14 protein-coding genes are annotated in these 13213 nt (G+C 64.2%); 13 read left to right on the forward strand and 1 reads right to left on the reverse strand.

From position 1 onward, the window contains the following. Positions 1-12: 12 nt before the first annotated feature. The 11 genes from PLN84_RS02185 to PLN84_RS02235 all read left to right on the forward strand — a co-directional run bounded on the left by PLN84_RS02185 (position 13) and on the right by PLN84_RS02235 (position 10950). Positions 13-891: a metalloregulator ArsR/SmtB family transcription factor gene (locus PLN84_RS02185; protein WP_292386234.1), complete on the forward strand. Its 879-nt coding sequence runs from the start codon at positions 13-15 to the stop codon at positions 889-891. Then, on the forward strand, positions 888-1712 hold the full coding sequence (locus PLN84_RS02190; protein WP_292386233.1) for an EFR1 family ferrodoxin: 825 nt from the start codon (positions 888-890) through the stop codon (positions 1710-1712). The genes PLN84_RS02185 and PLN84_RS02190 overlap by 4 nt, the downstream gene beginning before the upstream one ends. Then, on the forward strand, positions 1709-2929 hold the full coding sequence (locus PLN84_RS02195; protein WP_292386232.1) for a radical SAM protein: 1221 nt from the start codon (positions 1709-1711) through the stop codon (positions 2927-2929). The genes PLN84_RS02190 and PLN84_RS02195 overlap by 4 nt, the downstream gene beginning before the upstream one ends. A gap of 9 nt (positions 2930-2938) precedes the next feature. Beyond that, the gene (locus PLN84_RS02200) at positions 2939-3598 is read left to right on the forward strand and encodes a DUF4332 domain-containing protein (protein WP_292386231.1); all 660 of its coding nucleotides are present in this window, start codon (positions 2939-2941) and stop codon (positions 3596-3598) included. A gap of 317 nt (positions 3599-3915) precedes the next feature. After that, on the forward strand, positions 3916-4674 hold the full coding sequence (locus PLN84_RS02205; RefSeq protein WP_292558714.1) for a 4Fe-4S dicluster domain-containing protein: 759 nt from the start codon (positions 3916-3918) through the stop codon (positions 4672-4674). 164 nt (positions 4675-4838) lie between these two features. Continuing rightward, positions 4839-6236, forward strand: a complete 1398-nt coding sequence (locus PLN84_RS02210; RefSeq protein WP_292386228.1) for an NAD(P)H-dependent oxidoreductase — start codon at positions 4839-4841, stop codon at positions 6234-6236. 79 nt (positions 6237-6315) lie between these two features. Beyond that, positions 6316-7404 carry an epoxide hydrolase family protein gene (locus PLN84_RS02215; protein ID WP_292386227.1) on the forward strand — a complete coding sequence of 363 codons (1089 nt, stop codon included), beginning with the start codon at positions 6316-6318 and terminating at the stop codon, positions 7402-7404. 127 nt (positions 7405-7531) lie between these two features. Beyond that, positions 7532-8851: an FAD-dependent oxidoreductase gene (locus tag PLN84_RS02220; RefSeq protein WP_292386226.1), complete on the forward strand. Its 1320-nt coding sequence runs from the start codon at positions 7532-7534 to the stop codon at positions 8849-8851. After that, positions 8848-9825, forward strand: coding sequence for a glycosyltransferase family 4 protein (locus PLN84_RS02225; RefSeq protein WP_292386225.1), 978 nt, complete (start codon positions 8848-8850; stop codon positions 9823-9825). Before PLN84_RS02220 ends, PLN84_RS02225 begins: the two co-directional genes overlap by 4 nt. Further along, entirely contained in the window at positions 9822-10520 is a 699-nt protein-coding gene (locus PLN84_RS02230) for a glycosyltransferase (RefSeq protein WP_348531883.1), read from the forward strand. Before PLN84_RS02225 ends, PLN84_RS02230 begins: the two co-directional genes overlap by 4 nt. Positions 10521-10524: 4 nt before the next feature. Continuing rightward, positions 10525-10950 (forward strand): PaaI family thioesterase, encoded by a 426-nt coding sequence (locus PLN84_RS02235; RefSeq protein ID WP_348531884.1) that lies wholly within the window; start codon positions 10525-10527, stop codon positions 10948-10950. 25 nt (positions 10951-10975) lie between these two features. Here the strand turns inward: PLN84_RS02235 and msrA are convergent, their stop codons facing one another. Next, a complete protein-coding gene (gene msrA / locus PLN84_RS02240) occupies positions 10976-11467 on the reverse strand; it encodes a peptide-methionine (S)-S-oxide reductase MsrA (RefSeq protein WP_300033232.1) in 492 nt (163 codons plus the stop codon). 92 nt (positions 11468-11559) lie between these two features. Here msrA and PLN84_RS02245 point away from each other — a divergent pair, with 92 nt between their 5' ends. After that, on the forward strand, positions 11560-12111 hold the full coding sequence (locus PLN84_RS02245) for a DUF2148 domain-containing protein (RefSeq protein ID WP_292386221.1): 552 nt from the start codon (positions 11560-11562) through the stop codon (positions 12109-12111). Between the two features lie 14 nt (positions 12112-12125). Beyond that, positions 12126-13208, forward strand: coding sequence for a GHMP kinase (locus PLN84_RS02250; RefSeq protein ID WP_348531885.1), 1083 nt, complete (start codon positions 12126-12128; stop codon positions 13206-13208). Positions 13209-13213: the final 5 nt, after the last annotated feature.

Raw genomic sequence — 13213 nt, forward strand, 5'->3', positions numbered from 1 at the left:
TATACAATTCACATGGACGACTGTAATAAGTGCGACCCCTGCACCGGCCTCTGTAAGATTGTCCCCGGGATGGCCGGCGCCTTCAAAGCCCTCGGCGACCCGAACAGGCTCCGGATCATCCACCTGCTCGCAACGGACACGACCGGGACACTGGGCGTCTCCGACCTTGCCGGGATCCTCGGCATCTCACAGCCGGCCGCCTCGCAGCACCTGAAAACGCTGAAGAGCGAGGGGTTCGTGACGTCCCGGCGGGAGGGGTTCCGGGTCTACTTTTCGTTCAACCGCGACCGGCTGCTGGAGTTCCGGGAGCACTTCGACCAGATGTCGGCGGCCGTCATGGACCGGTGCGACCGCGAACTCGTCCGGGAGACGACGCAGCAGACGTCGCTGAACGCCTGCGTCGTCTTCTACTCGTATACCGGCGTGACCCGGGGCGTCGCGGAACGGATCCGGAACGCCTGCGGGTGCGACCTCGTCGAGGTGAAGACCCTGACCGAGTACTCGGCCTTCACGGCATACACGACCGGGGTCCTGCACGCCCGGCGAGGGGTCTGCGACCCGATCCTCCCCGACCGGATCGACGTCTCCCGCTACGACCTTCTCGTCATCGGGACGCCGGTCTGGGCCTGGAAACCCGCACCGGCCATCAACGCCGCCGTCAGGGCGCTCTCGGGCTGCGAGGGGAAGCGGGCCGTGATCTTCTGCACGAACTGCGGCCAGCCCGGTGAAGCCCTCCCGCTCCTCGAAGCGGCGCTCGCCGCACGGGGGATAGAGGTCGCGGCGGCGGTCAGCCTGACACAGGAGGAGATGGCGGCCCGGACGGCGGAGAACGACCTCATCGAGCGGATCGTCGGGGCGTACCCGCTTCCGGTCGAGGATCTGATATCATGAAGACCATCATCTACTATTTTACCGGGACCGGCAACTCCCTTGCAGCCGCAAAGAAGATCGCCGGGGCCCTCGGGGACTGCGATATCGTCCCTGTTGCATCGTTTGCAGATACCCCGGGACCCGTCGCCCCTGGGGCGAACCGGGTCGGGCTTGTCTGCCCGGTCTACTTCTCCGGGCTCCCGGCGATGGCGGCATCGTTTGCGGAGCGCCTCGACCTCACCGCGGCGGACTACGTCTTCTCGGTCGTCACGCACGGGGGCGGCGGGGGTGCCGCGGCCCTCCGGCAGCTCGACGGCATCCTCAGGGAGAAGGCCGGAAAGGGGCTCGATGCCGGGTTCGCCGTGAGCATGCCGGGCAACTACATCCTGATGTACGCGTCGCCCGCAGGGGAGAAGCGGGACCAGCTGCTTGATGCGGCGGACACGGAACTCGATCGCATCGCGGGCCGGATCGGACAGGCAGAGAGGGTGAACCTCCCGAACTCGCCGGTTGCGCGAATCGTTAGGGCCCTCATGTACCCCCGGTTCCTCTCCCATGTCCACGAGAATGACCGCAAGTTCACGGTCAGCGAAGCGTGCACGTCGTGCGGCACCTGCGCCGCCGTCTGCCCGGCGGGCAACATCGATATAGTCGGCGGGAGGCCCGTCTGGAACCACCGCTGCGAACTCTGCTGCGGGTGCATCCACCTCTGCCCGGCGGAGGCGATCCAGGCCGGCAGCCGCACCGAGAAGAGGCAGCGCTACCGGCACCCGGACCTGGAGATTGAGGATATGGAGAACCAGCGGGAACAGAGAACCCCGGAAAGGGCAGGCGCTCCATGATCGCCGGGTACCCTACCAGAGGAGAGGCAGCACCCGCGGCAGGCGACAACCGCTACCGGGAGACGTTCGATGCCACGATCCGCGAGACCCTCGGCCAGGCGGTCAGGATCATCGCCGCGGAGCCGGCCCTCGCCATCCCCGGCGCCGCCATCCTCCGCCACCAGAAACGAGCGGCAGCAGCGCGGAAGCGGCACGAACAGGAGGGGCTCCTCGTCCCGCCGGTGATGATCGTGAGCGTCACCGCGCGATGCAACCTCGCGTGCGCGGGCTGCTACATGCACGGGCGGGGCGGGAACCACAGAGCCGAGATGGAACCGGAGGTCCTTGCATCGGTCGTCGACGAGGCGACAGGGCTCGGCGTCTCCATCGTCGTCCTCGCCGGCGGCGAGCCGCTCGTCCGGATGGAGGAGATCTTCTGCCTCGTACGGGCCCATCCGCAGGTGCTCTTTGCGGTCTTCACGAACGGCCTCCTGATCGATGGTGCGGTTGCCGATCTGCTCGCGGGATGCCGGAACGTGGTGCCGGTCATCAGCTTCGAGGGCTCCCGCGAGCATACCGACCGGCGGCGGGGCGACGGGGTCTATGACCGGCTCCTTTCGGCAACCGCCTGCTTAAAAGACCGCAACGTCTTCTTCGGCTGCTCCCTGACCACGACGCGGGAGAACTTTGCGGACGTCACCGACGAAGCCTTCGTCCGGCAGATGCTCCTGGCCGGTGTCCGGGTCTTCACCTACGTCGAGTACGTGCCGATGGCGCCCGGGACGGAGGATCTCGTCCTCGCCCCCGAACAGAGGACGGAACTCCAGGCGGTCCTTGCAAGCCACAACCGGCAGTTCCCGGCGCTCTTCATCGGCTTCCCCGGCGACGAGGACGCCTACGGCGGGTGCCTCGCCGCGGGCCGGGGGTTCGTCCACGTCAGCCCCTCGGGTGACCTCGAGCCCTGCCCCGCGGCCCCCTACTCGGACGTGAACCTTGCGGCCGTGCCGCTTCGGGAAGCCCTCCGTTCGAGACTGCTCAACCGGCTCCGCGAGACACCGGAGGCGCTCACGGAGTCGGAGGGCGGTTGTGCCCTATGGGCGAACCGGGCATGGGTGGAGGCGCTGATCGGCCGGGAGGAGGCTCCGGCCGGGATGCCCGGAGGACACGCCGCGGCAGGCGGTCCGGAGAAGGGGATTGTCGCCGTAACGGCGGAGCACGACGATGCTATGGGGGAGTGAGGTAACCGGATGCCGTACTACATCGATGCTGAAAGAGTGAGTCTTGACGACCTGCAAACGAGGATTCAGGAGACCGATCTGGTTCCAAGCCGCCGGTCTCTGCTGGAAGAGATTGACGGAACATTCTTGAGACTGAAGTCGCATGGTTTCGCGACTCTCGCGGACCTGCGAAAGAGTTTGAAAAACCCAAAGAACATACCGGCTCTTTCAGGGGAGACCGGGATCGATGCGGCGTATCTAACGTTGCTGCGCCGGGAAGTTGAGGGTTATTTCCCAAAACCATACCCCGCAGGCGCTTTTGATTGGTTCCAGAAGACCGACCTCGAAAAACTGGAGGGCTTGGGGTTGAAGAATACTGTTTTACTCTACGAAACTCTGGCCTCCTCCGGGAAGCGAGAGGAGGTTGCGGTCGCTCTCGGCGTCGATGCCGACGTCATCGATGCTCTCTATGTGCTGGCCGGTCTCACAAGAATCCAGTGGGTAAGTCCCATTGTAGCCAGGATGCTGGTCTCTGCGGGGTATACGGATCCGGAAGCGATTTCAGGTGCAGATCCTGAGAGATTATGCAGCGATCTCGATCGGGTCAACAGGGAGCATAAGTACTTCAAAGGAACGATCGGCCTTCGAGACGTCAGGCGGCTGGTGAAAGCGGCATCGTATGTTTCGTAACTCAGCAGGGTCGCGATGTTGCGGTTTACCGGTTCGGGATCCGGCTCACCCCATGCTCCGAAGATGGACAACCCCCCCTATAGAGGGTAACAAGGAATCGGAGCCGTAACAATGGCTCATTCCTGCAACAGCCTGCCCGGCAGAGATGAAATCACCATGTATAAGTATTATTGCATCCTCCGATCGAACCGGGAGTATTTCCCCGTGCGGATACTCACGGCCTCCGGGAGGGAAGATTCCATAACGGATGATTCCGGCACGGCGATCCGGCGGGTGAGAAGACCGCACAACCGTCACCTTGATGCAAAGGTATTATTATGGCACACGAAACCCCGTCGCAACAACCGAGACTGTCGCGCCAGACAATCCGGAAGGCGATCCTCGTCGTCTCGTTCCTCCTCCTCCCGGTCACGCTCTTTTATATCTCGCCCATCGTCATCCTGATGGGGGCGGCCGAAGGCATCGCCACCGGCAGCCTGCTCGTCTTTGCCGCACTCGCCGTCCTCTCGCTCGGGGTCTCCCGCTTCTGGTGCGGCTGGCTCTGCCCGATGGGAGCATGGCAGGAGATCTGCTCGCCCGTCATGAAGCACAGGGTGGACGGCCGGCGCGACCGGGTCAAGTACGGCGTCACGGTCCTCTGGCTTTCACTGCTCGCGTACCTCTTCATCGGTGCCGGCGGAATCCGTGCAGTCGATCCCTTCTACGGCACGGTGAACGGCGTCTCGATCACGTCGTCCGAGACCCTGGTGATCGTCGGAGTCATCTTCCTCGCGCTCTTCGCTGCCGCATACCTCCTGGGCCGGCGCGGCTTCTGCCGCGTCCTCTGCCCGACCGCCGCACTGATGATCGCCGGCCGGAAGATCAGGAACGCCGTCGGCTGGCCGGCGCTCCGCCTTGCGGCCGACGCCGGCCGCTGCATCGGCTGTGAGAGGTGCACAAACGCCTGCCCGATGGGCCTCGATGTCCACGGCATGGTCCGGGACGGGAAGATGGAGAGCACCGAGTGCATCCTCTGCGGCGAGTGCGTCGACGCCTGCCCGGAGGGTGCCGTCGGGTACACGTGGAGGGGAAAGTGAGCGTGAAGCCCCCTGCCGCACCAAAAAAGCCGCATTAACTCGCCGCTACCCGGTTGGCGAAATGCCCTGCGAGAAATTCCGGATCGCCGGCAGGACCGTCCTTCCGCAAGATATATCCCTCCGCCTGATTTAGATCCGTATATAATACGCGAGCGTGCGAAATCATGCAGATCCGTGTCATTTCCGGGAGCCCCAAGGGAGAGAAGAGCGTCACCCTCCAGTACGTCCGGTTCCTTGAGCAGGCATTTCCGGAGCATACCTTCTCCGTGGCGCATGTGGGGCAGGAGATTAAGACGATCGAGCGGCAGGAAGAGGTATGGAACAGGCTGCTCGCCGCGGTGAAGGAGTCTGACGGCGTGCTCTGGGCGACCCCGGTCTACTGCATGCTCGTCCCGGCGCAGCTCAAGCGTTTCATCGAACTGATAGGCACCCGGAACGCGGCGGAGACGTTCTCGGGGAAGTATGCCGCCAGCCTCACCACCTCCATCCACTTCTTCGATCACACCGCCCACGCCTACCTGCACGGGGTCTGCGACGACCTCGGGATGCGGTATGCCGGTTCTTGCTCGGCCCACATGCAGGATCTCGAGAAGGAGGCGTTCCAGGAGCAGCTCGTCCTGTTCTTCTCCGATTTCCTGGAGGCGATAGAAGAACGGCGGCCGGTTCTGAGGGAATTTCCATCGCTGCCCGCGCTCTCTTCCTCCTACGTTCCGGAGACCCCGCCGGCCGCGGTGGACACCCGCGGGAAACGGGTGGTCATCCTGCACGACGCGGAACCCGGCTCCGACCTTGAGGCGATGGTTCGGCACCTCACGGCGTGCTACGCAGGTTCCGTCCAGGTTGCCCACATCCGGGACGCCATGATGAACGGTGGCTGCCTGGGGTGCTGCCGATGCGCCTTGGAGAACACCTGCATCTACGACGACGGATTTATGGCATTCTGGAGGCGGTATGTCGTTGCCGCGGATATTCTGGTCATGGCCGGGACCGTCCGCGACCGCTTCTTCTCGGCAGCCTGGAAGCGGTTCATCGACCGGAGTTTCTTTAGCGGCCATGTGCCGGCGTTTAAGGGAAAACAGGTCGCATACCTCGTGGAAGGCCCGCTCGGCCATCTTGCAACCCTCCGGGAGGTTCTCACGAGCCTGGTGATGACGGAAAAAGCCAACCTTGCGGGGATCGTGACCAACGAGCCGGACCCGGGCGAGATCGATGCCGCCCTGCAGGCCCTGGCCGAACGTTCCGTGAGGCTCGCGGGCCGGGGGTATATCGCACCGGCCACCTTCCCGGCTGTGGGCGGCCATAAGATCTTCCGGGACGAGATCTGGGGAGGGATGCGGGCGACCTTCAAGGCGGACGACCGGTATTATCGGCAGCACGGGCTCTACGACTTCCCCACCTGGAACTACCTGCAGCGGATCGGCACCCGGGTGACCTCTCTTGCAATGAGCATCCCCTCCGTCAGGCGGGAGGTGGTGAAGAGTATGCCCGCCTATATGATCCAGCCCCTGCAGAAGTCGATAGAAACGAGCAGGGTCCTGGCAGAGAGGAGGAAAAGACGATAGAGCTCCGCTGAGCCGCCCGGTCAATTGATGCAGCCCCCACGCGAAATATATAACCGGAGACAGGCCGTCCACCCGGAGCATGGAACCCTTCACCATCTCCGTTCCGGAGACAGTCCTTGAGGACCTGCGCCGGCGGCTCGCCGACACCCGCTGGCCCGACGACGGCGCCGGGTGGGAGTACGGCACCGCCCTCTCCTACATGAAAGACCTCGTCCGTTACTGGCGGCACTCCTACGACTGGCGGGCCCGCGAAGCGGAGTTGAACCGGTATCGCCAGTTCCGCGCCGAGATCAACGGGACGGGAATCCACTTCGTCCACGAGCGCGGGAAGGGACCGGACCCGGTGCCGCTCCTCCTCCTCCACGGCTGGCCCGACTCGTTTTACCGCTATCACCGCGTCATCCCGCTGCTCGCCGGCTCCTTCGACGTGGTCGTCCCGTCCATCCCCGGCCACGGGTTCTCCGACCGGAAGGCCATGACCACTGATGAAGCCGCCGACATCTTCGCCGAACTGATGACGGATCTGCTCGGCTACGAGAAGTTCATCGCGGCCGGCGGCGATGCCGGGACACTGATCGCCCGGTCACTTGCGGAACGGCATACAGAGGCGCTCATCGGCATCCACCTGACCGACGTCGGCTACCCGGACCCGTCGACGGACTTCGCGTCCCTCACGGAGCCCGAGGTCGCGTTCGCAGAGTTCATCCAGGGGTGGTGGATGAGCGAAGGCGCCTTCAATATCATCCAGTCGACCAAACCGCAGAGCCTCGCCTACGGACTTGCCGACTCGCCCGCGGGCCTCGCGGCCTGGATCATGAGTTTCATGGCCTCGGACACGACCGGCGAGGAGATTGAAGCGCGCATCGGCCGCGACGACCTGCTCACGAACATCATGATCTACTGGGTGACGGAGACGATCGGCTCGTCCGTCCGCAGGTACTACCTCGATACGCACACGGCCTCCGGTCCCTGGGAGCGCACCCCGGTTCCGGCGGCCGTCGCCCACCCTCCCCGGGACGCTCCGCTGCCCCGTGAATGGGCGGAGCGCAGAGTGAACCTCGTGCGCTTCACCGACCTATCTCGCGGCGGGCACTTCGCGGCCTGGGAGGAGCCCGAACTCTACGCGGAGGACCTGCGGGCGTTCGTCGGGGAACTGCGCAATCTTTAGGAACCCCTGCCGGGCGGCGGTGTCGCACCCCGCGTTCCCGGTCTGATTTCACCGCCTTTCTACTCCATTTTGCAGCAATCTCCGGGAACCGGATGGTCAACCATATATGGCATCGGCAGTAAACAGTATGAATGTGAAATCGGCGGTACTGGGTGGCGGTCTTACCGGGATTACGCTGGCCCGCCTGCTCCACGAACAGGGCGAGGACGTGACCGTACTCGAACGGGATACGACGATCGGAGGGCTCTGCCGATCGATCACGGATGCTGGGTTCACGTTTGATCTCGGGGGCTCGCACATCATCTTCTCCCGCGACACCGAAGTCCTCTCCTTCATGCTCTCGGTCCTCGGCGGGAACGCCGATCGTCGGAAGCGGAACACGAAGATCCTCTATAAAGGTCGCTACGTCAAATACCCCTTCGAGAACGGCCTCTATCAACTCCCTGACGAAGACCGCTTCTTCTGCATCAACGAGTTCGTCAAGAACCTCATCGCCGTCGAGAAGGGCGAGGTCCCCCCGCCGGAAAACTTTGCCGAATGGATTAATTACACCTTCGGCCGGGGGATCGCCGAGTCCTACATGCTCCCCTACAACGAAAAGATCTGGAACTTTCCGGCCAGACGGATGTCGCACCACTGGGTGGAGGGGCGCATCCCCCGGCCGCCGGTCGAGGATATCATCCGGTCGGCCGTGGGTATCGAGACCGAGGGCTACGTCCACCAGGCGGTCTTCTCCTACCCGGTGACAGGCGGTATCGAGGCCCTGGTCCATGCGATTGCCGAACCGGTCCTCCCCGCCGTCCGGACCAACTTTGCGGTCCGCTCCATCCGCGAGGAGAGCGGGGGGTTTGCCGTCAGCGACGGCAGAAAGACCGTCCATGCCGAACGGCTGATATCGACGATCCCGCTCCAGAACCTGCTCCCCTGCCTTGCCGACGTCCCGGCCGGGGTGCAGGCGGCCTGCGACGCCCTCCGCTACAACTCGCTCTGTTCGGTCTTCATCGGTCTCTCCGGTGACGTCCCCGATATATCGTGGCTCTACGTCCCCGACCCGGCGACCGGGCTCTTCAACCGGATATCGTTCCCCTCGAACTACAGCACGGCGGTCGCCCCGGCCGGTCACTCCTCGATCCTCGCCGAGATCACCTACAACGACGGCGACACGGTATCACAGATGACGGACGATGCGGTGATCGAGCATACTGTGGGCTCTCTCATCGCGGCCGGGATCATCCCTTCACGGGAAAACGTCGTCTACACCGGCGTCGCGCGGCAGAAGTTTGCCTACGTCGTCTACGATACCGGGTATCTCACGAACGTCGCGATCGTTCGTGAGTTCTGCCGGGAGCGGGGGATCGACCTTGTCGGGCGGTTCTCGCAGTTCGAGTACCTCAACATGGACGGCTGCATCAGGAGCGCGATCGACTTCGTGGGGACAAATGGATGAAGGTCAACATATTCGTCGAGGACTTCCGCTTCCTGCGCTACATCGGGTGCGCAACGGCGGCACGGACGCTGCATAACCACCTCGCCCTGCTCCCCGGTATGGAGGTCTCCCGCAACCTGTATCACGGTGACTTCGACCTGACCCACTACCACACCTTCGGGCCCTGGGCGATGTACCACCTGAAGTTCACCGAGGGCGTAAAAGTCCTGACCGCCCACTCGACCCCCCGGTTGAACGAAGGGAATGTCGCCTTCTCAAAGAGGATAAATACGGTATACCCGAAGATCTACCGGCAGTTCGACCACATCATCACGATATCGGAACCCTGCCACCGGGAGACCGACCAGCTCGTCCCCGATGTCCCGAAGACTCTCATTCCGAACGGCATCGACCGGGCGTACTTCAAGCGGGACAAGAAGAAGCGAAAGGAGTTCCGCGACGAGTACGGGATCGACCACGGCCAGAGAGTGGTCCTCTCCGTCGGCCAGCAGACACCCCGGAAGGGGATCTACGATTTCCTGGCGCTTGCCGACCTGCACCCGGAGATGACCTGGGTCTGGGTGGGCGGGTTCCCCTACGGGACGTTCTCGAAGGACTACGCGAAGATCCAGATGCTCAAGACCCAGTCCCACAAGAACGTCATCTTCACCGGCGTCATCGAAGATATATCCCGGGCATACAGCGGGGCGGACATCTTCTTCATGCCCTCGCACGCGGAGACCTTCGGCCTCGTGATCGTCGAAGCCCTCTCGGCGGGCCTCCCGGTGATCGCCCGGGACATCTTCGAGTTCCAGGAGATCTTCGGGGACTCGGTCCTCTTCTTCCGGGAGGTCGATGAGGCGCAGGGCCTCCTCGCCGACGACGCGGCCCTGAAGCGCTGCGCCGCGAGGGCTCGTGCTTCGACGGAGAGATACGACATCACGCTTATAGCAAAACGACATCAACAACTATACCGGGAGTTGATCGAGGGATGATCTCCGTGGTCGTTCCGACCTATAACGAGGAGCAGAATATCGAGCGCTGCCTGCAGTCTCTTGCCGACCAGACGGTGCCGAGGGATTCCTACGAGATCATCGTCGTCGACGGGAACTCAAAGGACCGGACCCGGGAACTGGCCGAGCCGCTCGCGGACAGGGTCTTTGTCCAGACGAGCAAGCGGGTGGGCGGGGCGCGAAACGACGGGGCGATGGCGGCCAGCGGCGATATCGTCGCGACGACGGACGCCGACTGTATCCTCCCCCATGACTGGGTGGAGCGGATCGGGAGGAACTTTGCGGAGAAGAAGATCGTGCAGCTCTACGGCACGGTCTACCCGATCGAGGGGGGCATCCGGAACCACCTCTCGCTCCTCGGCGCAAACACCTTCTCGCGCCTGGGCTACCACACCCGGACGATCTACTTCACGCTCGGGTGCAACACGGCCTTCGACCGCGAGGCGTTCGTCCGGGCGGGGATGTACCGCTGCATCGATGCCGGGGACGACCTCGAGATAGCCCAGAGGATGCGGAAGCTCGGGAAGGTCTACCTCGACCCGGGCCTGAAAGTCGGGTTCTCGATGCGGCGCTACCAGCAGTTCGGGACGCTCAAGTCGATATCGGAATGGCTGTATATCGTTCTTCGCGGCGGCGAGGCCGGCAACGCCACCTACACGCAGCGGGAGTATAAATAGTTCCATGAAGCAGACCGGTTCCATCCCGGAAGCCTATGGCGATGTGGTGCGCCGGTTCGACGCCTGTGGGTTTGCCCGCCTCCTCGCGATGGAGGTCACGGCGGTCGAGGGCGGCAGCGTCCGGGTGGCGATGCAGACGGAGGGCCGGGAGAACGCCCACGGCACGACGCATGGTGGCGCGATCTTCGCTCTCGCGGACCACGCCTTCGGCATCGCCGGGAACATGGATGGGGTGGACCAGACGGCAATCTCTGCCTATATTCGCTATTTTTCTCCGCCGGCGACGGGTACGCTCGAGGCGGTAGCCCGCAAGGTCTCGGAGACGGAGAGGACGTCCGTCTACGCCGTCGCCGTCTACTCGGGCGACCGCCTGGTCGCCTCATTCGAGGGCGTCGGGTTCAAGACCGGGGTGCCCCGGAAGCGGGAGTGAAGGAGTCCGCACCTGCCGGAGACCCCTAAACGACCCTGCAGTGCCCGCCGCCGCGCTTCGCGAAGTACTGCTGGTGGTACTCCTCGGCCCGCCAGAACGTCCCCGCGGGTTCGATCGCGGTGACGATGGGGCGCCGGAACCTGCCCGAGCGGTCCGCCTCCTCCTTCGACGCCCGTGCCTCTTTCTCCTGCTCCGGGGTGTGGTAGAAGATCACCGACCGGTACTGCGCCCCGATATCGGGGCCCTGCCGGTTCGGGGTGGTCGGGTCGTGGGCGTTCCAGAAGACGTCGAGGAGCGCCCGGTACGAGACCACGCCGGGGTCGTAGGTCACCTGCACGACCTCTGCGTGCCCGGTCCTCCCGGTGCAGACGCCCTCGTAGGATGGGTTTGCGGTGGTGCCCCCCATGAACCCCACCGCCGTATCCACGACACCCGGCACGTGCCGGAACGTCTCCTCGACGCCCCAGAAACATCCTGCGCCGAATGTGGCCGACTCGAGATTCTTCTCCGTTGCCATGACAACCCGGCTCTTCGGCGGGGTTCCCGGAAAAATGTATCGCTGCCTCCGGCCGGGCATACTCTTATCTTGGGCCGGTGCCACGTACTCTCATGGGTATCGAATCAGACGCCGTGGAGACCGTCGCGAAGTTAATGGCTCTCTCGGCGCGCACCGCCCCGAAAGCCCGGGGCACCGACGTCATCCGGACGAGGATCGTCACCGGCGAAGGGAAGACGGTCCTCGCGGAGGCGATGCGGAGGTTCGGCGAGCGGCATAACCTGGGGTTCTTTCTCCGTGACGCGGCTAACGTCGCGGCAAGCGACGCCTGTTTCCTCATCGGATCGCTCTTAAACGATGCCGTGGGCCTCGACTGCGGCGCGTGCGGCTATTCCACCTGTGCAGAGATGCTTGATGCACAGCGCGAGGGAGGGGTGCGGACCACGCCGTTTGGGGGCCCGAACTGCGCCGTCCGGATGGCCGATCTCGGGATCGCGGTCGGCTCCGCGGTAAAGACTGCGAGCATCCACAACGTCGACAACCGGGTCATGTACTCGGTCGGCGTCGGCGCGCTCTCGCTCGGGTGGCTGGATGGATGCGGCGTCGCCTACGGCATCCCGCTCCGGGCTGCTGGAAAGGATATCTTCTTTGACCGCACACGCTGAAACGAAGTGACATCATGCCCATTATGAAGATCCGCGGAGGGGACTTAGACCTCGTCGAGTACGAGTTCACCTCCTTCTCCCCCGGCGAGCATATCCGACCGTGCGGCCTCCAGAAGGACTACCCGCTCGCGCCGGTTGCCGGCACCGTCGTTGTCCGCGCCCCGGCGAGGATTCATCTCACCGTGCTCGACATGAACCGGTTCTCCCCGGACCACCCCGGGGGAGGCGGGATCGGGTTTGCCATCGGTGTCTACTGCACCGCCGAGGTCACGTGCACGGCCTCAGGCATCGAGATCGACTACTCCCGCGAACCGATCCTCCGCCACTTCGTGGAGGCCTTCCGGCAGGTTGTCGGTTATGAGGGCGGTTTTAAGATCTCTGCACGCGACCACATGTACGAGCACGTCGGGCTCGGGTCCACGAGCACCATCCTGATTGCGGTCGCAAACGCCCTCAACACCGCCGTGGGCTCGCCGCTAACGAGCGACCAGCTCCGCCTCCTCCTCGGCAGCAACTTCGTCGAGGAGACGGATGCCGGGAACGTCGCGTTCGGGTTCGAGACCGGTGTCGGCCCCGCCGCGAGCACCCACGGCGGGATGGCGGTGATGGGGGACGAGCTGACCCTCGTCTACCGGCACGCGTTTGCCGAGGGCAAGCGGGTCTACATCGCCATCCCGACCTCCGATGTCTCGTCGGCGGGGGAGAAGGAGTTCGACCTGCTGATGAACAAGGCCCGGACCCTGGACTACCGCGACCGCGAGCTGAAGTCCTACCTCATCCTGATGGACCTCATCCCGGCACTGGAGCGCGGGGATCTCGAGAAGATCGGCGACGTCATCTGGGAGATCGAGTTCCGCGGCTCGAAGCGGGCCGAGGTGGAGCACCACGGATTCGAGATCTACCGCTACATGGCGGCGCTCAGAGACGCCGGCCTCGAGTTCGTCGGGATGAGCTCGGTCGGGCCGTCGATCGCCGTCGTCACCGCCCGCCCGGAGGACGAGGTGGCGAAGATCCTCACCGAGGCAGGGCTCCGGGTCGCGATCGCGACGACGGTGGACAACGAGGGGTTGAAGATCCGGGTGGAAGAGAAGGCGTAAGGCCG

It is taken from the genome of Methanoculleus sp., assembly GCF_035363275.1.
Lineage (GTDB): Archaea > Halobacteriota > Methanomicrobia > Methanomicrobiales > Methanoculleaceae > Methanoculleus.